Source organism: Streptosporangium sp. NPDC002524 (genome assembly GCF_040295985.1).
Classification (GTDB): Bacteria; Actinomycetota; Actinomycetes; order Streptosporangiales; family Streptosporangiaceae; genus Streptosporangium.
This window is the reverse complement of record NZ_JBEOWK010000008.1, coordinates 143,445-166,080: the sequence shown is the minus strand read 5'-3', so window position 1 is coordinate 166,080 and position 22,636 is coordinate 143,445. Positions and strand designations below refer to the sequence as shown.

Annotated in this window: 11 protein-coding genes; 5 read left to right on the top strand and 6 right to left on the bottom strand. The window is 63.5% G+C overall.

Going from position 1 to position 22,636, the window contains the following annotated elements; all coding sequences use genetic code 11:
* Positions 1 to 125: 125 nt before the first annotated feature.
* The 5 genes from ABT053_RS16115 to ABT053_RS16095 all read right to left on the bottom strand — a co-directional run bounded on the left by ABT053_RS16115 (position 126) and on the right by ABT053_RS16095 (position 6,200).
* On the bottom strand, positions 126 to 1,301 hold the full coding sequence (locus ABT053_RS16115) for a DNA cytosine methyltransferase (RefSeq protein WP_350969791.1): 1,176 nt from the start codon (positions 1,299 to 1,301) through the stop codon (positions 126 to 128).
* 19 nt (positions 1,302 to 1,320) lie between these two features.
* Positions 1,321 to 2,289: a DNA cytosine methyltransferase gene (locus ABT053_RS16110; RefSeq protein WP_350969790.1), complete on the bottom strand. Its 969-nt coding sequence runs from the start codon at positions 2,287 to 2,289 to the stop codon at positions 1,321 to 1,323.
* A 61-nt stretch (positions 2,290 to 2,350) separates the two neighbouring features.
* On the bottom strand, positions 2,351 to 3,184 hold the full coding sequence (locus ABT053_RS16105; RefSeq protein WP_350969789.1) for a DUF6339 family protein: 834 nt from the start codon (positions 3,182 to 3,184) through the stop codon (positions 2,351 to 2,353).
* Positions 3,181 to 4,113 (bottom strand): hypothetical protein, encoded by a 933-nt coding sequence (locus ABT053_RS16100; RefSeq protein ID WP_350969788.1) that lies wholly within the window; start codon positions 4,111 to 4,113, stop codon positions 3,181 to 3,183. The genes ABT053_RS16105 and ABT053_RS16100 overlap by 4 nt, the downstream gene beginning before the upstream one ends.
* Positions 4,110 to 6,200, bottom strand: a complete 2,091-nt coding sequence (locus tag ABT053_RS16095) for a helix-turn-helix transcriptional regulator (protein ID WP_350969787.1) — start codon at positions 6,198 to 6,200, stop codon at positions 4,110 to 4,112. The genes ABT053_RS16100 and ABT053_RS16095 overlap by 4 nt, the downstream gene beginning before the upstream one ends.
* Before the next feature lie 447 nt (positions 6,201 to 6,647).
* Between ABT053_RS16095 and ABT053_RS16090 the strand changes: the two genes are divergently transcribed.
* The 5 genes from ABT053_RS16090 to ABT053_RS16070 all read left to right on the top strand — a co-directional run bounded on the left by ABT053_RS16090 (position 6,648) and on the right by ABT053_RS16070 (position 20,452).
* A complete protein-coding gene (locus ABT053_RS16090; protein ID WP_350969786.1) occupies positions 6,648 to 11,336 on the top strand; it encodes a DEAD/DEAH box helicase in 4,689 nt (1,562 codons plus the stop codon).
* The gene (locus tag ABT053_RS16085; protein WP_350969785.1) at positions 11,333 to 13,234 is read left to right on the top strand and encodes a UvrD-helicase domain-containing protein; all 1,902 of its coding nucleotides are present in this window, start codon (positions 11,333 to 11,335) and stop codon (positions 13,232 to 13,234) included. Before ABT053_RS16090 ends, ABT053_RS16085 begins: the two co-directional genes overlap by 4 nt.
* Positions 13,218 to 16,418 (top strand): helicase-related protein, encoded by a 3,201-nt coding sequence (locus tag ABT053_RS16080; protein ID WP_350969784.1) that lies wholly within the window; start codon positions 13,218 to 13,220, stop codon positions 16,416 to 16,418. Before ABT053_RS16085 ends, ABT053_RS16080 begins: the two co-directional genes overlap by 17 nt.
* Complete coding sequence (gene drmB / locus ABT053_RS16075) at positions 16,387 to 18,294, top strand: DrmB family protein (protein ID WP_350970007.1); 1,908 nt, start codon at positions 16,387 to 16,389, stop codon at positions 18,292 to 18,294. The genes ABT053_RS16080 and drmB overlap by 32 nt, the downstream gene beginning before the upstream one ends.
* 64 nt (positions 18,295 to 18,358) lie before the next feature.
* Positions 18,359 to 20,452: a UvrD-helicase domain-containing protein gene (locus ABT053_RS16070; RefSeq protein ID WP_350969783.1), complete on the top strand. Its 2,094-nt coding sequence runs from the start codon at positions 18,359 to 18,361 to the stop codon at positions 20,450 to 20,452.
* On the opposite strand, the gene ABT053_RS16065 is transcribed toward ABT053_RS16070, so the two are convergent.
* Positions 20,433 to 22,409 (bottom strand): DNA translocase FtsK, encoded by a 1,977-nt coding sequence (locus tag ABT053_RS16065; RefSeq protein ID WP_350969782.1) that lies wholly within the window; start codon positions 22,407 to 22,409, stop codon positions 20,433 to 20,435. The two genes, ABT053_RS16070 and ABT053_RS16065, sit on opposite strands and share 20 nt — an antisense overlap.
* Between the last annotated feature and the right edge of the window lie 227 nt (positions 22,410 to 22,636).

Below are 22,636 nucleotides of genomic sequence, written 5' to 3'. Positions count from 1 at the left end.
TCCCGGAGATTGCTACAGATAGCTAGCAACGTCGACTTTGAGGGGCGGCACAGACGACGTCAAGGCTCCGCGCGGGTAAGACCTCTGTTAAGCGCCCGTCCGGAAGGTTCGCAGAGGCGCATCATCTACCGCTGAGCGGTAACGCAGAGGTAGTGATACAAATCGCTGGCGATCGCCTTGGCGAGGCCGATGGGGACGGCGTTGCCGATTTGGCGGGCAATCTCGATCTTGCTGCCGACCCACTTATATTCGGCTGGGAAGCCTTGAAGTAGGGCGGCTTCTAGGTGGGTGATCGGACGATCGGCCTTAGGATGGAGATATCGCCCCTTCTCGGGTTTGTAGAACTCGGTACGGATCGTCACTGAAGGCCGATCCCACCAGATGCGGCCCATAACGTCGCCGGAGCCGTTTCGGTGATTGATCCAGTTCTCAGTGGACAGCTCTTTCGGCAGGGAGTGGCGGTTGCCGCCCTCGGGGATCGCTCGATAGCGCTTAAGCGAGAGTTCCGTTGGGTTACGACCGATGTGGAGATCGGTGGTACGGAAGGTTCCAGGCAGCATCACGCCGAGGAGGTCGCAGTTCCGGTCGGGGAGTTCGGTGGTCTGAGTTTCCGGGGACGTCGTGCTGAAGACCACGCTGGCTGGGGTCCAGTCCTCGACAGGCGCGAAGAGTGTGCCCTCGTCGCCCTTCTTCTCCGGCTTCCGGTGGGTTGGTTGAGGGTGCTCAAGAGGCCTGCGCGAGGGATGGGATGCGGCGAGATCCCGGTGAGTGGCCAGGACGATCACGCGCCTACGGGCCTGGGGGACGCCGTAGTCAGCCGCGTTGAGGACCTTCGTCTGTAAGACATAGTCTCGTAATTCGCCATCCTGACGGGTGGAGGCGGTGAGCAATTCGAACTCGCGAGACCGTAGAAACCGGTCCACGTTCTCGATGATGAAAATCTTAGGTTGGAGCGCGAGGACTACCCGGACGTACTCTTTCCAAAGCTCGTTCCGAGGGTCGTTCGGGTCCTCTTTACCCAGTCCGGAAAAACCTTGGCAAGGTGGGCCACCGAGGATCACGTCCACGGTGGAACCCACGTCCTTGGGGTCCCACTTGGCAATGTCGCCAGCGTAGATGTGGTCGGTTCCACCGGCTTCTTCTGCGAAGTTCGCCGCGTAGGTTGAAGCCGCCGCGATGTCCCACTCCACTGCGCCGACGGTGCGGAAAGCGCCGGGCTTGAACGTGTGGAATCCCTGGGTCAGCCCCCCACACCCCGCGAAGAGGTCAACGATGGTCATGGGGCTGGTGGGGGCGGTCATGAGCGTCACCTTACCGAGGTCAACGGGCCAGTGCTGCCGCGATTTGGCGGCCCACAGCCTCGGCGAGCGGGGGCGGGAACGCCTGGGCGACCTGTTTGTAGCGTGCGGTTTTGCCCCCGGTGACGATCCAATCGTCTGGCAATCCCTGCAGCTTCATCACCTGCTCGACGGTCAACTTAGGCGCTCCATCCCGGCCGAGCTCCAGGTCGAGGACGAAGTCGTCGTCAGGGACGTCGTTGCCGACGCCGTGGGCGTTCACGGCCAGTTCGATCCACTGCCGTTTGGTCCGGGTGGGGCCGAGGTCGGCGCCGCCGTGATTCTTCGATCCGCCCACAATCGTCGGTGCGACGCGGTTGGCCAACAACGCCCAGGCATCCGCGAAGGGCCAGCCCTTGCTCGCCATCGAGTCTCGGAGTACTTCTCCGACCGTCGCACCGACCTGCTGAGTCGGCGAAGGCCATCTGAAGCGGACGAAGTCGTCCGGACGCATGGCGACCAACAAACAGCTACGCCGGGTCTGTGGCACGCCGAAGCATTGGGCATCCAAGATATTCCATTCCCAGGAATAGCCAAGATGCTTCAGCTCGGCCTCGACCTCCTCACGGACCTGCATGAACTTCGGCGACAGCAGCGACGGCGTCGTCTCCAGCAGGATGGTGCGAGGCTGCAGCTCTATCGCGAGGTAGACAGCCGCGGCCAGCAGGTCCCGTTTGTCCGTAGTGCCCTCCTGCTTGCCAGCAATGGAGTAAGGAGTGGACGGGACGCCGCCAGACAAGAGATCGACGGTTGAGATCCGATAATCGGCTCCAACGAAGTCCTTGAAGTCCATTTCCAAGACGTTCCAACCCGGCCGGTTGGCGCGCAGTGTTCGACAGGCGTGCGGATCATTGTCGATCACGACAACCGGATCGAACCCTGCCCGCTCCAGGCCGAGCGCTTGTCCACCGACTCCGGCGCCGATCTCCAGGCCGGTGAACCGTCCGCCCATGCGTACGTCTCCTTGGCTTCGATTGCCGAGAATATGCGATCCCGCCTGCGAACCAAGCGCACTAGACCCATTCCGACGTTTCTCTGGCGCTCGGACTTTCGGTAAAGAGTTGCTTGAAGAGCGTGGCTAAGGTGTCCACCGAGGTAGACCGTGCCTGCCCATCCGGAGGACCGATCGGCAACGAATCATAAGGCACCAGCACGCTCGTCAGCTCCTCGATCCAGTCGCGATAGGCATCCACGTCTCTGGAGTTGTCCGGCGCGCGCGCCTCATAGGATAGCGTGCTACCTGCGGTGTTCACCGTTTGGGCGAGCATGTTGACCTGCCTCCCGGTACGGATCACACCGGTGGTGAGCAGTCGAATGATCGCCTGGGCGGTCGGCCTGTGGAGAATGACGTCGAGTCTCAATACCGTGTTCAACACATCTTGATTACCACAGGCCACCACGACCGGCCCATAATCCGGCCCATCTCGGAATAGTTCAGCCGCCCACCACAACCGGGCGAACGCCTGCGAATAGAACGGTCCGGAAAACCGGGCGCGGGATACCATCGGAGGATTTCCGCGAGTCAAGTGCCGCCAGTAGACATAATCAGGCGCCAGTCGTACGGCAAGATGGTTCCAGATCCGAGAGTCCGAAGCCTCACGACGGGTCAATCGCAATGTTGCGTGCAGGACCGGAGCCAGCCAAGCGTCAGCCGAGGTCCGCTCACCCGGCGTGAAGCGCTTCATCGCCTCATCGAAAAGCTGCCGTACCGGTTCGGCTTCCCATCGGGCCGGCTCCGAGATCTGGTCGATCGCGGACATCGGCAGCGGCTCACGATTCTCCAGCACGCCGGTGGTGAGAAACTTCGCGGCAGCCTCGTCGGACAACAAGCCCAGCGTCGTGTTCACTCGGTCTCCGGCCCGGTCTTCTGCAGTGATCGAATGAAGCCGCCCAGGCTCCGCGGCATCCGTGCCTGTTTGGCAGCGGCGTGCATCACCCGCGTCTGGATCCCGCCCGCGCCTTGGTTGAGGATCTCCCGAAGTGCATCGTCCAGCGAATGATCGGGGAAGAGATCGGGGAGCATGCGGCGGAGCACCAAACCACGCCAACCTTCCGGCCACTCATGGCCGTCGACATGGTGAGCCGCCTCGTTGAAGAGTGCGGTCCACGTGTCCATCGCAATCTGTGCCGCCAGTGCTTCACGCACGGGCCGCTCCGCGGCTTTGGGACTTTCAAGTACAGCACGCAGTCCGTCAAATCCGCTGTTCAGGTTGAGCATGGCCGCCTCGTCAGTGGTGGTCACCGTCCAGGGGTCACTCTTGCACCATGTCAGTTGTGGATCGTCGGCGAAGTTGATCCAGCGTGTCTGGATGGATTCCCGCTGCGTCGCCACCCGATCCCGGAGATTCACAGTCCATGGCTGTGCGACGGTCGCGATCACCCGACCGGGCACACCGTCCACTGTCGCCACGAGCTGACCGGAGACCTGGACCCGACCGAAATGGTCGTCACGATGGAGCTCCACATCGCCGATCCACTCGCCGGGCTGCCCCATCATGAGTTTCACCGCCGTATGCGTGTTGGTACGCCGTTCCGACGCCGTGGCCAGAAAGGCGAGGCTGAACCAAGGACCGCTGTCCAACTCGTGTCGCGGCGCGCTCACCTGGAGCGTCAACCGTACGACATGCCAGTCCTCGCGATCGAGGAGATGGAGCGCAACCGTGCAGTCCGGTTCCGAAATCATTCCATACGACAACGCCACATCGTCGAGCCGAACTTCGCGCACGGTCATGGTGACCTCACCGGCCAGCACCGGGTAAGGCATGATCCGCTTCATCGGTTGCCATCCTTGGCTTGGACCAGGTCGACCTCGGCGATTGCCATTCGACCTGCCACAGGATGGCTGGTCACATTGCTCACGCCCGTGAAGATCGCAGACCGCTCCCGAGCACCACACAGCAGCACATCGCCGCTCACCTCACAGTTCGACTCGGCGGCGAGCTCGGCCCAGCGCGCTTCGGGCTTGGGACCGGAACGGGTGGCAAATCGGAGCAACGGACGGAGCACCCAGGGATCCTCCCGCTCCGGCAACTTGATCTCGACCCTGATCCGCCACGCGCCGTTTTCGTCGACCTCGCCGGTCGCGCTCTTGACGGTCGGATAGCCCTTGGTGCGAGGCAAAGGTATGGGGTCGAGGCTGGTCAAATCTCGTAGGAGGGAGGGGGGTCCCCCCTGCTCGACGGGTTCGGCGGGTTTCGCGGCGCCCCGAACCATGCCGAGGATCGTTTTCCGGAATTCCCTCAACCTGGTGGCGGCGCCACGCGCGTAGGTCGAGGTCAAGTCCTCGGTGGGCTTCCAGTCGTTGTGCTCTGGTGGCTCGGCGGCCCGTAGAAACGTTTCGGCGGCTTCGTCTGCCGGCAGCCCAGCACCCGTCGCGATCCCGGCAAACAACACAGCCTGGAATTGCGCTGAACCAAGAGGCACCCCAGTGACCGGCCGATCCAATACGGTCATCCTGGTGCCACGCATGCCGACCAGCCGATTGGGCTTCTGGTCGCCCTCGGACGCCGAAGTCACCAGCAGCACAGCGCGATGTTCAATCGGAGTGGCACCGACCTCGGTCTTGCGTGGCGGCACGGTCAGCGGTACAGACAGTTCGACGACGTCATCGGTTTTGGTCAGTTGGGACACCGTGGTCCGATCAAGAAATGCCCGTACGGCACGTGCCCGCGCGGGCTCGTAGCGGTACGGATCCACCCGCTCTTCGGCCACCACCACCTGACCGTCGCACAATGCCTCTACCGAGGCTTCCAACATGGGCGCCTGACCGCGCCCTGCGACCATGGACGCCCAGAAATCCGAGGCCAGGCCACGGACGAGAACCGTGTGCATCTCTTCGAGGGTGCTTGCCTCACCGGAAGGATCATGCGCGCCGACGATCAGAAAGCTCGTACCGGAGTCGACACTGCCTCGGGCGAGATACAGCTCTTCGACTGTGCGCTCACCGGCCCACCAGGACCGGGCGGCGGACTCTCGCATGGGGTCGCGACTGCCGAGCCATGCCGGTCCGGCGTACTGAACACCGTTCAGCTCGTGCCAGGGCAGATCGGTGCGACCGATCATGCGACGCTCGTGCAGGCCCTCGTAGGGCTCCGAGAGCGTGCTGTTCACGATGACCGTCCCGAACCGGCTGGCGCCCCAGATGGTGGCCTTGCCCAAACCGAATGAGCCGCCGGCAGTGCCCCTTTTGTGGCTGTCGAGTTGCCTGCGGACCACTGCGGCGAATCGCCCGTCGTCGTACTCCGGGCCGGTCAAACCGTTGGCGTTGTAGTCGTCGATACGGAGCAGGAGCAGTTTGCCGGTCTCCCGGAGTTCGCGGAGTCCGTCCGCCAACATACGGCCGACCTTCTGCTTCGGGTCGCTGGCCGCCTCGATGTGGAGAACAAGGTCGTCCCAGCAAATGGCCTCCTGCAACCGGCGCAGACGTTCTCCGGTGATCTCGTGCAGGATGAATCGCACCCGAACCGGGCGTGTCCGGTCCCGGCGTTCGTCGAGGCTGTTCTGCGTCGCCTCCCTGACGGTGATCGCTAAGGAAGAGTCGAAGGCGAAGGCCGCAGCGTTCCCCAGCTCCCGACCACCGTCAGAGTGCGCCAAGCGGTGATGCCAACCGACATAACCGCTGGACTCGGGAGCTTCGTCACGCGTGGCCGAGGAACCGACGGCCAAGTCGAGGACCTTCTCGATCGCCTGGATCTTGTCGATCCGGGGAGTCGCGCGGCCGGTGATCCAGGCCGAAACCGCGGCACGGGTTACGTCCAGAGCGGCGGCCAGATCCGACTGGCTCATGCCCTTGCGCCGCAGCTGTCTGCCGAGCCAAGCCCCGAATGCCTCCGGGTCCCGGGTGATGTCGTCACCGTCCTGCATCATCGCGAGGTTTCTCCAGGTGAGACGGGGTTTGTTTGACGCCCTATGCTAGCGCTTAGCAAAAATTGACGCCATCTGTGGAGGCTTGCCCCTATAGAGGTCCAGGGCTGTCCGGAGCCGCCGTACTACCAAGGGGCCGCTAATGCGGTTGATTATATTGTCCGGATTTGTCGTACTTTGATTATCCATGTCCGCAATTTACAGATCAACCTTGCTTATCAGGTTCCTATGTGGCAACATGGCGTCACCCTAAGGGCGAGTCGGCGCAAAGGCTCCAATCGCCTGACTGTCTCCCTGTTTGCTTAACGGCATCGAGTCGAATCCGAGTGTGCCCAGATGCGGGCGGCAAGCTTGTCGTTGTGAGTTCCTCTGGAATGCCTGGATAAGTCTCCCGCCACTGCTCCACCTCCCATATTTGGTCATTTTCCTCTCCAGGAGTTGACTGCTGTGAGCAGCGAAAAGCCCTCCGTCCTTGACGTTATCCTTCAACAGACCGTACGTGTGCTTGAGACATACAAAATCGATCCCGGCCTGATTCAGGAACACGCCAACGGTGAGCGACGTATCAAAGAAGGCGGCTACGGCGACCGCCAGATCTATGAGCTTGTCCAGAACGGCGCCGACGAGCTTAGGAACGATCCAGGCGGAGAAGTCGCCGTGGTCCTCACCGACACTCACCTGTACTGCGCAAACCAGGGAACCGCAATGACACCCGATGGCGCGGACACCATTCTGCGCATGGGGGTTTCGCGCAAGCGAGGAGGCCAGATCGGTCGGTTCGGTGTCGGTGTGAAGTCCGTCCTGAGCGTGACGGACGTTCCCGAATTTTTCAGCAGGGAGGACGACAGGAGCTTTGGGTTCGACAGGGAGTGGGCTGAGCTGGAGATCAAGCGAGTCCAGCCTGCCGCCACGGAGACACCGGTGCTCCGGATCGCCCGACCGCTCGACCGGAACCGTGCCGCCACCACCGACCCAATTCTCAAAGAACTGCTCTCATGGGCGACGACGGTCGTACGGCTGCCACTGAAGCCCGTCGCCGTCGCGCGGTTGGCCAAGGACCTCGACGAGTTTCCGGCGGAGTTCTCCCTTTTCTCTCCACATGTCGGAACGGTCACGCTGGAGAAGCGGCTGTCGGGGAAGGTCTCCAAGCGGCAGGTTTTTCAACAGGCCGACGGCGATCGACGTACCTTGCAGAAGCTTGTGTCCGTCGAAGGCAGGGAAGAGCGGGGGGAAACCGCTGGTTGGCGGGTCTTCACCCGCGTTTACCGTCCCTCCTCCAAGGCCCTGGAAGAGGCCGGTGAGCTTCACGACCGCCCCGAGATCGACATCGCATGGGCGGTGCCGGATGTGGAGGGACGGGCTCCCGGGCGGGGACAGTTCTGGGCGTACTTTCCGACGAACTACACCACGACGCTGCGCGGCATCGTCAACGCACCGTGGAAGACAAGCGAGGACAGGCAGAACCTGTATGCGAACAACCGATTCAACGATGAGCTGATCGACGAAGTCGCGAAACTAGTGGTTTCGTCCTTCCCGTCATTGGCTCGGCCGGGTGATGCGGGGGCATATCTGGACTTCGTGCCGGCGCGAGGGCGGGAGGAGCCGCAGTGGGCAGCTGAGGCGCTGGTGGCGAGTATCTGGAAAATTTCGCCTGATTGGCCCGTGTTCCCCGACCAGGACGGGCGTTTCGGTACGGCCAGCGATGTCCGCCTACACCCTGCCGACCTGCGTCCGGAATGGCTTCTGTGGTGGGGAGAGCACACAGGTCGGCCGGTGAACTGGGTCCACCACTCAATCGAGAAGGCGAAGCATCGGCGAGACGGTGCGAACACGATTCTGAACCACTCCACGACTCCGGTCGCCACGGTCAAGGAGTGGCTGGAGGCACTCGTTTCCGATGGCTCCCCGGAAGCGTCGGCGCGAGCGGTGCTCATCGCTGCGGACATGAAGCTGCACAGGCATCCGCAGGCGGAGGACGCCCTGCGAGCCAGGATCGTCCTTACAGAAACGCTTGGCATGGTCACGCCCTCTACTCGGGTCTTTCGGCGTTCCGCCGCCGACGGGCTCGCCGACAACACGGTTTACGTGGACGAACACGTCTACGCGGGCAACGAGGTCATCGCTCGGGCGCTGGACTCGCTCGGGATTCACGAGGCCCATCACGTCGGTCGGTTCGCATCCGTGGTGGAGCGCGGTTTCCAGGGCTACACCGACCGTGACTGGGCCGCGTTCTGGGAGCTGGCGCGGCTGGCAGGCCCTGCCGGTGTTCGTGCCGCGTTCGACGGGCGCAGCATCAACACCGCGAAGGAACTCAAGGTCAAAAACCTGACGGGTGAGTTCCGTAGGATCAGGGACTGTCTGCTCCCCGGCCGTGTGGTTCCCGGCGACGGTTCCCGCGACAAGCAGATCGCGGTGGACATGAACTTCCACCGGGATGACCGGGCGTTTCTCCCCGACCTCGGCTTGCTCGAAGGCCCGATCGCCAACGTGGATCCCCAAGGAGAGGAGTGGTTCGAGAACTACAAGGAAACCTGCTGGAAGCAGTACGTGGCCAAGCTTTCGGCGGGCGAGGCCCGGCCCACTCTGGCCAAGATGCACTTCGACGGGACCAAGCCTCCGGGGCCGCTGCATCTGTTCACATCGCTCTCACCCCAGGGACGTGCGGCTTTCCTCAAGGCCATCCCATCAGGCGGGGCGGTGACGAACTGGACCATGCAGGCGGGAAACAAGGGCGTGGCCAGTCGCAGGCCGATCGCATCACCGATTCGATGGCTGGCACGCAAGTACGGCTACCTGCAGACATCGCGCGGACTAAGAACGATCGCGCGTTGCGTCGGCTCCGAGCTGATCGACCACAAGGACGTGCTGCCGGTCGCCGACGTGTCCGCCGGTGTCGCCTCCATGCTCGCGCTGCCACACACACTGGGAGAACTGCAGGCGTCGCTGTGGACGGAACTGGTCGAGGAGGCGTCCTCGTCGACCGACGACACCTTCCCCGGCAAGGTCTATGCCCTGATGTTCGAGGTCGGCGCTGACTTTCCCGCAGGGGCCACGACACGGTGCCGGGTGGGCGACGAGTGGCGTAGCGACGTTGCGGACAAGGACATCGCAGTGACCGCGGTTCGTTCCGAGTACGAGGCGCTCATACGTGAGAGGGTGCCAGCCCTGCTGGTCCCGACCGACTCGCTCGCGGAGACGATGCGCGAGGCGTGGGACATGCTCGCCCCCTCGGATGCGATCCAGAAGGAGACCAGGTACGTCGGGCAGGCGGAAGCGGTACTGCTTCTGGAGGAGTTCCCCTACCTGAAGACGCTTCGACAGTCGCAGGTGGAGGGTTGGTCCACGGTTCGGTGCGACGAACTGGAAGAGATCGTCAGGACTCCCAACGGCATGCGGACTCAGTCGATTCCCTCGGCCATGCTGGCGCAGGAACGCAAGGTTCTCGTTCGGATGCCGGCAGACGATCTACAGGTGCTCAACGCCGTGGACCGGACACTGAAACTCTCCCTTGGTCCGGCGCACTGCAAGAGCGTTCTCGACCGGCGTGAGGCCGAACGCGACAACAAGCGCGTCCAGCAGATACGCCAGACCGAGGGGCTGGTTGAAAAACTGCTCCTACTTGTGGGAACCGAAGCGCTGAGGCAGGGACTTCCAGAGGGTCTGCTGGAGAGCGACCAAGCCAAAAAAGATGCCGTCCACGGCGAGCAGCGCACCGCCGAGCTGGCCCACAACGCCTATGGGACCGAAGTTCTGCGGAACTACCGCAAGGACATCGAGGTGGCGTTCCCCCAGCTCTCCGCGAGCTTCCGCGGCGACGCCACATCGGTGCGCATTGTCAACGACCTCGGCTTCCCCGGCGAATACGCGGGAACCAGGGGAGAGACGCTGCCGCCTTTGGAAAAGGTCTCGGGACCGACCGCCTTCCCGCGACTCCACGACTACCAGGAAAGGCTGGCACAAAAGGCCGTTGAGTTGCTGACCAAGTACGACGCACCGCGAGCCATGCTGTGCCTGCCGACCGGCGCGGGAAAGACCCGTGTGGCCGCCGAAGCCGTCATTCGGGTGATCAAGGAACGCGGACTGGGCGGCCGCCCGGTGCTCTGGATCGCCCAGAGTGGGGAACTGTGCGAGCAGGCGGTCCAGAGCTGGTCCTTCGTCTGGTCCAAGGTCGGGCCGGCTGAGCAACTCGTCATCAACCGACTCTGGTCCAATCGCGAAGCCGCTCCCAGCAAAGACACGGCTCAGCTGGTAGTCGCCACTGACGCCAAGCTCGCTGTCTGCCTGTCCACGCCCGAGTACGCCTGGCTTCGCGACCCGGCGCTCGTGATCATCGACGAGGCGCACGCCTCGATCACGCCGGAGTACACCCGCATTCTGACATCAATGGGCCTGACGTTCAGAGAGACGTCTCGTCCCCTGCTCGGTCTGACGGCCACGCCGTTTCGCGGCTTCAATGAGACCGAGACCAATCGCCTGGTCGACCGTTACGGGGGGAACCGCCTTGACGAAGGCGTCTTCACGAGTGGGGACCCTTATGCCGAACTGCAGGAACTGGGCGTGCTCGCGCGGGTGAATCACCAGCAGCTCGAAGGCATGACGCTTACTCTCTCGGCGGAGGACCTGAGGCTGGCGACCGCCTTCGAAGGAGCGAGGCTGCCCGCTTCCGTGGAGGAGAAGCTGGGGCGCGACATCGAACGCAACCGGACGCTCATCCAGAAGATCCAGGCACTGCCGGAGGACAGTCCGATTCTTCTCTTCGCCGCCTCGGTCAACCACGCCAAGCTCATGGCCGCTCAGCTGAACGACCTGCGCATCAGGTCGGCGGCGATCGACTCCGGCACTCCGGACGCCGACCGACGCACCTTGATCGAGAAGTTCCGGCGGAAGCAGATCCGCGTGCTGGCCAACTACGGCGTACTCGCCCAGGGCTTCGACGCCCCGGCCACCGAGGTGGTGATCGTCGCCCGGCCGACCTACAGTCCGAACGTCTACCAGCAGATGATCGGGCGCGGTCTCCGTGGCCCGAAGAACGGCGGCAAGGAGACCTGCCTGATCCTCGACGTGGCCGACAACATCATCAACTACGACCGCCAATTGGCCTTCACCCAGTTCGAGCACCTCTGGGGCAAGAAGTGAGCGACGCCTACAGCGGCACCCCCCCGCTCACCGATGAGCAACAGGCTGTCGTCGAACAGCCGGCTGACGCCCTGACCCTGGTGACCGCCCAGGCGGGTGCGGGCAAGACGCACACTCTCGTACGTCGGCTCGACCGGCTGGTTGCCGAGGAAGACCTGAGCGCCGGAGAGATCTTGGTACTCACCTTCTCCCGGGCCGCCGTACGGGAACTGCGGGAGCGGCTCTCACGCTACGGCGACACCGCCCGGCACGTACGTGTGCAGACCTTCGACTCCTGGGCGCTCAACCTGCTGATGCAGGTCGATGCCCTGGGCGACTGGCCTAACAAGTCCTTCGAAGCCCGAATCGAGGGTGCGCGGAAGGCGCTCGACGAAGGACTCACCGACGATTTGCACGAAGACCTCCGCCACGTCGTCATCGATGAAGTGCAGGACCTGGTGGGAGCGCGTCGAGATCTGGTGGAGGCGCTGCTTGACCGGTTCGACTGTGGATTCACCCTGGTGGGTGATCCGGCCCAGTCGATCTATGGCTTCACGGTCAACAACCCTGAGGAGCGCAAACTTGAGACCAATCGGTTCTTCGAGTGGCTCCGGAGCACGTTCGGTGAAGATCTGACGGAGCTTAGCCTGACAGAGAATTTTCGGGCCCGTAAGGACGAGGCCAAGGTGGCACTCGCTTTCGGCCCCAAGCTCCGACTGCTTTCGGAGTCGGGCAACGTGGACGGCGAGGCACACTACGAAGACCTTCGGGACGCACTCAAGGGCGTCATGGACTTCGGTGACTTCGACGGGCTCGCCGCCGATGCGTTGAGCAGCTACGGCGGCACCACCGCGATCCTGTGTCGGACCAACGGTCAGGCCCTGATCGTTTCCGAACGCCTCCATTCAGTCGGTGTTCCGCATCGACTTCAGCGGTCTGCGCGGGATCGGGCCGTTCCGGCCTGGCTCGGCATGCTGATGGCGCGGTGCGACTCGTTCTCCCTGAGACGAGAGAAGTTCGAGGAGTTGAGCCGCGACCTTCCGCTGCCGGACGGTTCAACCGGTGGCCTTCTGTGGCAGTTGCTTCAGCGCACCGGTTCTGGGCGCGGATCGGATCAAGTGCTCGATCTTTCCCGGTTGCGGGCGACACTCGCATCCGGGCAGTTGCCCGACGAGTTGACCGCACAACCGCCGGCACAGTTGGTGGTCTCATCCTTCCACCGAGCCAAGGGACTTGAATTCGATCGAGTTCTCGTCGTAGATCCCGGTTCACTGCAGGTTTTCAAGGCCAAGAAGCACAAAAGCACCGAGAAGGATGCGGCGGAGGAAACGCGGCTGCTTTACGTGGCCATGACCAGGCCGCGGAACGAGCTCTATCGAATCGCGGCCATGGAGAACCTCAACATACGCGTCGACGATCGAACCGACCGGTGGGGGCGCTATTTCTACCAGTACTGGCGTCGTGACGGTCTGGAGCTTGGGGGCGGCGACGTGCTCGCCGACCAGCCTGCCGGGACGGTGGATTTCGACGCCGATGTCGCCGAGGTGCAGTACTACCTGGCGACAACCGTACGCCCTGGCGACATCGTGGAGCTGGAGCGCCTCTACCCGGATCCCATTGCTCTTCTGGAGAGCCCGCCGTACGTCATCAAGCACCAAGGGCGCTCGATCGGGGTGGTCTCCGAGCGGTTCCGTGCCGATCTGTACCAGTACTTGAAGACCGGTAAGGCCTACACTCCGCAGAACTTTCCAGCCGTGATCTCCGGTGTCCGCATCGACGTGGTGGAGACCGTCGCCGGCAATGAGGCGGCGGGCATCCGCGCCGGACTCAACCAATACGGGATCTGGCTGGCGCCGCGTCTCGTCGGTCTGTCCACCTTCACCTGGGACAAGAAGGAACTCGATGTCCAAGCACAGTGAGCACTACGCTTTCCGGACCGACCTGGTCGAACGTCTGCGGCTCGACATGATCGGCCCGGTAGACGGAGAAGACGAGACCCTCAAGGACTCCCCCGCGACGTCGTACGCCGCGGGCGTGCTCTTTCCGCAGCGTCGTGACCGTGAGAAAGTCGCCGAGGAGGCGAGGGAGCGTGATATGGATCTTGCTTCCGAGGCCCACGTCAAGGATGACGCTCCCGACACCGGTGTCTCCCTGGCGAACGACCAGGCCCCTTCCTCCATGGGGTTGACCTTCGGCGTGGATCCCCGCGTTTCACCGACCATCACCGTGACTGTTTCCGCCGCCGTCTACGAGCCGGTCGACAGCGCCGGGCGTCCAGTGAAGGCACAGCGGGCCGAGCGCCGAGCCACCGAGGAACAGGAGTTGCGTTGGCGGCGTCGCCGGCTTGAGCTTGCTCCCTTTCCCGTGGACGTCCGGACGCCCAACCAGATCGAGGAAACCCTCGCTCCTGGGATCGAGCTTCGGGTGCGGGTGCGAAAGCCGGACAAGGGCGCGGTCTCCGTCACTGTGGCCCTGCTCAATGTTCACGAGGTCGAGCAGTTCGGCATCCGGGACGCATACTGCCTGTTCCAGCCGAAAATCCATGTCGTAGGTGAGCCGGGCACGAAGCCGTTCGTGGAACGGCCGGTCCCGGTTGGCGCCGACGAAGACGAGATCCACACCAACCGGCTTCTCTACCGCCACGCGCCGAACTTTGCGGCCGGGCACGGCTGCGCGGCCAACTGGGATTGGACAGCGCCGGCACCGCGAGACGAGGCGCTGCTCAGGGGCACGGCGGCGGCGGTGGCCGAGATCTGGAGCGAGTTCGTCCCGACCAAGGAAGTGCTTCTCACCGACTCCAACCCGGAGATCGACGACTCGGCGCTCCGCATGATCGACCTGGCACGGAAGTCCGACGAGGAGATCTTGACCGCTCTACGGGGACTTGTGGAAGGCTACCGGGCTTGGATCGCCGAACGCGCCGAGGAGTCGCGGCTGCTCGGCGCCACCGACTATGCCAAAGCCGCCCGGGAGCAGATCAAACAGTGTGAGGTGGCCTGCGACCGGATGGTCTCGGGCATCGAGACGCTCCGGCGCGACCCCCAGGTCATGACCGCCTTCCGCCACGCAAACGAGGCGATGGCCGTGCAGCGTGGGCGGACGAGTTGGATCAAAGCCCGTAAGCAGGGCGCGATCGACCTGGCCGGCAACAAGTGGCGGCCGTTCCAGGTCGCCTTCCTCCTGCTCTGCCTGGACGGAATCGTCGATCAGGACCACGAGGATCGACACAAGGCCGATCTGCTCTGGTTCCCCACCGGGGGTGGTAAGACCGAGGCATACCTCGGCATCATCGCCTTCACCGTCTTTCTGCGTCGGCTGAGCAAGAAGGAGAAAGGCGGCGGCGTTACCGCGATCATGCGCTACACGCTGCGGCTGCTCACCCTGCAGCAGTTCGAGCGCGCTGCCGCCCTCATCTGCGCGATGGAGGTCATCCGTGGGCAGCGACCCAACGAACTGGGCAAGGAAACCATCTCCATCGGCATGTGGGTGGGCGCCGCGGCGACACCGAACAAGCTGAAGGTCGCGGCGGAGAGCCTGAAGAAGCTTCGGGACGGTGGAGAGCTGCACAAGGAAAACCCGGTCCAGCTTCGCTTCTGCCCGTGGTGCGGAACCGAAATGGGGCCGGACGAGTATGAAGTCGACGCCGCGAGCTCCCATATGCGCATTTTCTGCGCCGCCGAGGACTGCGACTTCCGCGACGCGCTCCCGGTCCACGTGGTGGACGAGAAGATCTACGCGGTTCGCCCCACATTGATCATCGCGACCGTGGACAAGTTCGCGCAGATCACCTGGCGTCCCGAGGTCGCCGCTCTCTTCAACCGTGATCGAGAGGGTACGGCAGCGCCGGAGCTGATCGTCCAGGACGAGCTTCACCTGATCTCCGGACCTTTGGGAAGCCTCACCGGACTCTACGAGACGGCGGTCGACGTCGCTGCGGACCAGCCAAAGGTGATCGCGTCCACCGCGACGATCCGACGAGCCAAAATTCAGGGGCTCAGGTTGTTCAACCGCGAGGTGGCGCAATTTCCGCCCGCTGGATTGGACGCTCGCGACTCATGGTTCGCAGTGGAAACCCCGGCCGAGAAGAAGGCGTCGCGCCGTTATGTCGGGCTGCTCGCACCCAACACCAGTCAAGCCACCCTGTTGGTCCGTTCCTACGCGGCGCTCCTGCACCATGCTAATGACATCGACGGTCCGGACGCAGTCCGAGACGCCTACTGGACCCTGGTCGGCTACTTCAGCAGCCTACGACTTCTCGCCGCGGCCGAGCTGCAGGTTCTCGACGACGTTCAGAAATGGTTGGAATACCTAGCGGATCGGCACGGCGGTCAGGCTCGTCGTGTCGACCTGCTCACCGAGCTGACCAGTCGGGTGAAATCCAGCGACGTGCCGAAGCGGCTGAAGGACCTGGAGCGCAGTCTGCCCGACGACAGCGTCTTCGACACGGTCCTGGCGACCAACATGATCTCGGTGGGTGTGGACGTCGACCGGCTCGGCCTCATGGCCATCATGGGTCAGCCGCAGACCACGGCCGAATACATCCAGTCGAGCAGCCGAGTCGGCCGTCAACATCCCGGCTTGGTCGTCGTGCTCTACAACGCCAACCGATCCAGGGACCGCTCGCACTACGAGAGCTTCGTCCCCTATCACTCGGCGCTCTACCGGCAGGTGGAATCGACCAGTGTTACGCCGTTCTCGCCGCGCGCCCGTGACCGAGCCCTCCACGCCGTCCTGGTCGGGATGGCCCGGCTCATCTATCCGGAGCTGCGTTCCAACGGCGCGGCTGCAAACATACGGGAACACATGAGTCGGATCGAAGAGCTGGTCGAGCTGATCCTGTTTCGGGTCAAGACGGTTGACGAGAGCGAGCTGACCGGAACCGAGAAAGACCTCAACGACCTCGTCGCGAAATGGGTGGAGCTCGCCGACGACAATCCGGCCCTGGCCTACGAGGCCAAGCCCCGGTTCAAGCGCAGTGAGCGTCGGAATCCCGACGAGGCGCTGCTCTGCACCTACACCGATTCCGATCTCACGAAGGCCATCCCCACGCTGTGGAGCCTGCGTGACGTCGATGCCGAATCTGATTTCTACCTGGAGCGATGAGATGGCACTACGTGGCGGACGGACCCGACAGCCGGGTCGAAACGGCGATGCCGACATCACTCGGAAGCCGCTCGGTGCAGTGAGGCGAGCCCAGACAATCACCACGTACGGCGTTGGCTCGATGATCGCCATTGAGGACCAGTCGTACATCGTGAGTGGGCTCGACAGCTGGCGCGTGTGGCCCTCAGACGTGATCTACGAGCCGCGCCTTCAGCACTGGCTCCGAGTCTCCAAGTTCCAGCTCCCACCGGCGGACGCCCCGTCTTCCGGAGACGGGATCAAGGTTCGCTTGTTTCCGGAGATGTACTCCTGCGGAACCTGCAAGAAGCTGCAGGATTTTCCGCGATTCGGCTCGCCGGCAGGTAAGAGCCTCTGCGGCGTCTGCGAGAAACCGTTGACTCCCTCGCGATTCGTGATCGCCTGCGAGAACGGGCATCTGGACGACTTCCCGTACTTTGAGTGGGCGCACAAGAAGAGCGAGTCTTCACGTGGTGAAGACCAGCAAGTCAAGCACGAACTCACCCTGGAGAGCACGGGCCAAACGGCTTCACTCCGTTCCATTGTGATCAAGTGTTCCTGTGGGGTGCGCCCGGTTTCGCTCGAAGGTGCTTTCGGCGGCGGTGCCATGTCCGCACTGGGGATCAAGTGCAAGGGGCGGAGGTCCTGGCTCGGACGCAACGCCAGAGAACCTGAGTGCACCGCTGTACCGCGGACGCTGCAGCGAGGCGCTTCGGCGGCGTGGTTCCCGATCACTAGATCGGCGCTGACGATCCCGCCGTGGTCGGAGACGCTACAACGTCGGTTGAACCCGCACTACGCCATCTTCGGTGTCCTGTTGGATCACAACATGCCCGACCCCGTCATCCTCGACGCGATCGAAAAAACCGACATCATGGATGACGGGCGATTCACGGCGGAAGAGGTTCTCGCGGCCGTACGTCGGCGTAGGGATCTGGAGGCGAGCGCCCCACCCGACTCCGACGAGACGGTCATGTTCGAGTCGGCGAACGAGCTCCGTCGGGAGGAGTACAACCAGCTCTACGACGGCACCGGCAGCGTCGGCCGCGAGGACCACTTCGAGTGCGTGCAGGCTCCCGGTGACGGCAGCGCCCTTCCCCACGGCATCACCCGCTCCATGCTGGTGAAGCGGCTTCGCGAAGTTCGTGCGCTGCAGACGTTCACCAGGGTCACCGTGCCCGACCCGGCGGGAGGCGACAGTCGCAAGGCCGCCATGGCGAACGGGACGGTCGACTGGCTGCCGGCGATCGAGGTCAGCGGTGAAGGAGTCTTCCTTGCCGTTGACGAGCTGCTCCTGCAGGAATGGGAAAAGCGGCCGGGCCCGGTCAAGCGGGCCGATCAGATCCGGCGCAATCACACCACCATCCTGCGAGAGCGAGCGGAACGAGCTGGAAGCACGAAGCTTCCGGGCGACATCCAGTCGCCGGTGACCCCTCGCTATGTGCTTCTCCATACGTTGGCGCACGTACTGATCAACGAGTGGAGTTTGGACTGTGGCTATCCCGCAGCGGCACTGCGCGAGCGCCTTTACGTCTCCGACCACATGGCCGGTCTGCTGATCTACACGGCTACCAGCGATTCGGCCGGAAGCCTGGGTGGCGTCGTGGCTCAGGGCGAGCACCGTAAACTCCACGAGACGCTGGAGTCGGCGCTCGCGCGCACTGAATGGTGCTCCCAGGACCCGCCTTGTATGGAGTCCGAGGCGAGCGGCATGGACAGCCTCAACCTGGCTGCCTGCTATGCCTGTGTGCTTCTACCCGAGACCAGCTGCGAGACCAACAACGTCTTCCTGGACCGGGCCATGCTGATCGGAACCCCTGAGGACCCGTCGATCGGTTTTTTCCATGAAGGCAAGTGAGTAGCGTGATCTTGCGACCCGATCGTGACGGTCGGACCGCAAGCCGGGCTGGAGAGGAGAAGGCATGGCACGTCTGGGCATTCACCAGGACTTCCTGCAGGATCTGATCCGCCTGGAGCGTCCGGTCCAGCAGAAGGTCGTCGACACCATCCTCAAGTTCGAGCAGACCGCACATGCCGGAGCTCACCTGGAAAAGCTCAACAACATCCGTGAGGAGCGGCTGAAAAGCATTCGGATCGACCGAAGGTATCGGGGCATCGTCCTGGTCCCGGACAAGGGCGATCAGCTCACCCTGCTTCGGGTCGACACCCATGATGAGGCTTATGCATGGGCTCAGAACCGTCGGGTGTCGGTCAACATGGCCACCGGCCGCATGGAGATCCGCGACGAAGCGATCATCGACGCAACGATCGAGGCGCTGGCGCAGGCCCCGGTGGAGCCGCTGAGGTCGCTGTTCGACCATGTTTCCGACGCCGACTTGATCCGGCTGGGTATCGACGACCAGATCCGCAATTTTGCGCGGATGTTGACCGACGTGGCCGTGCTGGAGGCACTGGAGGGCAGGCTTCCGCAGATCCAGTACGACGTGCTCTTCGGACTGGCGGCCGGGATGTCCCCCGAGGATGTCTGGAACGACGTCGTCGACTCCGCCGTACCGGAGAAGATCGACTCGGAGGATCTCGCTGCCGCCACCCGACGCATGCCCGACAAGGTGGCGTTGGTCCAAGGGCCTGACGAGCTCATGGAACTGTTCGACAAGCCGTTCGCGCGGTGGCGGGTCTACCTGCATCCTCTGCAGCGGGAGGCAGCCTTGCGGCCCTACTCAGGTGCGGCCCAGGTGATCGGTGGTCCCGGCACGGGCAAGACCGTGGTGGCCTTGCACCGCGCCAGGCACCTCGCCCGACAGGGTGGTCGGGTGCTGCTCACCACGTTCACCGCGACGCTTGCCCGGTCGCTGGCAGAGTCGCTTCGGCTGCTGGAGATCGACGATGAGGTTCTGTCCCGGATCGATGTGCTCACCGTGGACCAGGTCGCCCGTCGAGTGGTCGATAAGGACTCTGGGAAGTTCGCGCTGCTCCGTGACGATGAGGAGATGGAGATCTGGCGGCGGATCGTGCGTCGTCGTGACCTGGACTTCAGCGAGACGTTCCTCCGAGAGGAGTGGCGGCAAGTAGCCCTTGCCCAGGAGATCATCGCCTCCGCCGAGTACCTCTCCGCCCGTCGGGTCGGGCGCGGCCGTCGACTCGGCTCCTTGCAGCGGGCGCAGATCTGGCGGGCGATCGCAGAGTTCGAGCAGGAGTTGAACGAACGCAACCTTCGCACGTTCGAAACGGTCTGTGTGGCGGCGACACGCTTGTTGGCCGAACGGGACGGAAAGCCGTACGACCACGTGATCGTGGACGAAGCCCAGGACTTGCACCCTGTCCGCTGGCGGGTACTGCGAGCAGCGGTGGCCGAGGGATCCGATGACCTGTTCATCGCCGGCGACACACACCAACGGATCTATGACAATCGGGTCAGCCTCGGTTCGGTCGGTATCCACCTGAGCGGTCGATCCACCCGACTGAAGATCAACTACCGCACCACCGAGGAGATCCTCGCGTGGAGCTGTGCCATGCTGGCCGGCGAGAAGATCGACGACCTTGACGGGCAGCAGGTCAACCTGACCGGCTGCCGATCCGAGGTTCACGGTGCCAAGCCCGAGCTGTTCGGAGCCTCGACCAAGAGCACAGAGCTCGCTCACGTGGTGGAGACCGTTCAGTCGTGGCTGGACGCAGGGGTGCAGCCCGAGGAGATCGGTGTCGCAACGCGGTCGGGACTGTTGGCCCAGGACGCGGCAGCCGCGCTCACGCGTGCCGACATCGCTGTCAGCCATCTCACGCGTGACAAAGACGGCGCCGAGGGGCACGTACGGGTCACCACCATGCATCGGATGAAAGGCCTGGAGTTCCGCTGTGTGGCAGTGATCGGGGTGGGCGCGAACCAGGTGCCTGCCGCAAGTTCGATCACACCGCTCGAAGAGGACGCCACCACTCACTGGAACGACCTGCAGCGGGAACGCTGCCTGCTTTTCGTCGCTTGCACTCGGGCCCGCGAACGCCTTCAGGTCTCGTGGCACGGTGAACCAAGCCCGTTCCTCAACCTTGCCAGTGACTGACGATCGCCGCGATCTCCTCGTTGGAGATCGCGGCAAGTCTCACCGGGTACGGCATGCGGTTCCGGCTCGTGACGAGCATCCCCTCATCGGGATGCAGCGACTCGGCGCCCATGTGATCCAGCACCCGCATGCTCTGTTCCGCCGTTGACACCCTCAAGGCCAGTCTGGCCGTGATGTAAGCCTTGACCCGACCGGTGATCACATGTTCGTCCGGCGAGGCCGTACGAACGATGACATGAACGCCGGCCGCGCGGCCTTCTCTGGTCAGCTCCGTGATGGCCTTCTCCGTGGGAGCCGACCGCATGGCTTCGGCCAGCTCGTCGACCACCACGAGCACGTCCGGATGAACCAGCTCGGCATCACCCAAGGCCACGAGCGGGACAGGCGCTCGCCCTTCACGCACCTTCCGGTTGAACTGATCGGTGGTTCGGCTGTGCGTCGCGGATAGATCGGCATAGCGTCGTTCAACCTCGGCGACCGCCCAAGCCAGCGGATTTTCCTGGCTCACTGCGTGGGGAAGCTCCGTGAACGGACTCAGGCCGCCCCTGCGGGAGTCAAGCAGCGCCAGGCGAAGCCGACGTGGGCTCCGGCGCATCAGGGCTGAAGCGATGAGGGTGCGGAGTGGGTCAATCTCACCAACAGCACCGCCAATCAAGAAATGTGGTGATTGTGTCAGATCCAAGACGGCGGGATTCCGATCTCGGTCGCGTCCGAGGATCAGCGCGTCTCCCGTGGGTGTTTCGCGCAGTAGATCGCCAAGGCTGATCAGGTCGGGCAGGCCGTGCGGCACTTCCACGCCTACGGCGGCCACACCTGGTAGGGGCGAAGTCGATCGTTCCAGCTCGACAAGTCGGACCGCAGCATTGTTCAGGGCCGCGGCAAAGATTTCCGACAACGCGAACACGGCGGCGGCGGGCGTAGCCGGACCAAGCCTGATCTCGAACCGAGTCAGACCGGGGGCTCGAGTGTATCCAGCCACCTTGACATCGATTCGTGCCTTGCGTAGAACAGCCTCGATTTTCTTTCTCGCGATGTCGTCGCCGTCGGTGTGCTTCCGCTCCGGAACGCCCGACTTCAAAAGTCTTTGCGGTGGAGGCTGTCGGACACTTTCGTCGCCGGCAGACGGTTTGGATTTGGAGGCCGGAGGCGTCCGCATGGTCTTCAACCGGGCGGCGACCTCCATGGCCGTCTGCGGGCGATCCTCCGGCTTCTTGGCCAGCACTTGGAGGACCAGGTCATTCAACTCGGCCGGGATTTCGGCGCGGACGACACTCGGTGCCTCTGGCGTTTTGGAGCCGTGCTGGAAGATCAGTTGCCAACCGTTGCCGAGGAAGGGGCGATCTCCGGTCACCATCTCGTAGAGGACGCAGCCGAGCGAGTAGATGTCGCTCCTCTCGTCCGGTTGGCCGTCGAACTGCTCGGGAGCCATGTAAGCGGCGGTACCCACCTGCCCGGTCGCCTTGCCCTGATCGGGATCGAGGACCTTGGCGATTCCGAAGTCGCAGAGTTTCGGCCGATCGCCATGAAGAAGCATGATGTTGGCGGGCTTGATATCCCTGTGGATGATTTTCTTGGCATGTGCGGCGGCCAGAGCGTCCGCCAGGCGCGCTCCGATGGTTATCACGCGCTCGATCGGCAGACCGTTCCGGGCCTTGGACATGACCTTGGCCAAGTCCTCGCCGGGCAGCAACTCCATGACGAAGAACAACCGGCCTTGGTCTTCATCCGCATCGTGGATGACGACGATCCCGACATGCTGAAGGACACCGCAGATCTGTGCCTCGACCCGGAAGCGCTCAAGCCGATGCGGCTCCGGATCGAGGTGACTGGGAAAGACTTTGACCGCCACCTCGCGCTTCAACCGCAGGTCGAACCCTTTCCAGACCTCACCCATGGCCCCCGCGCCCAGCTTTTCGTCCAGGCGATACCGATCGGCCAACGTGACACCGTTCAGCACGGTACCCTCCGTTCCGACCAACGGGAGTCATCGAGGTCGCGGTACTCCGCCCGACGGCTCGGGCGGTTGAGTTCCGTACGGATCGTAGTCGCTCCGCAGGATATGGCTACATTCGTGGGAAAACCGGCTCTTCCGTTATCGGCGCCCCGAAGACCGCGCCGTTCAAGAGTGCGCCAGCCGGAACAGAGCGCGTCGCCATCCGGTCGCCACCGGTCCGCTGCGCAAGC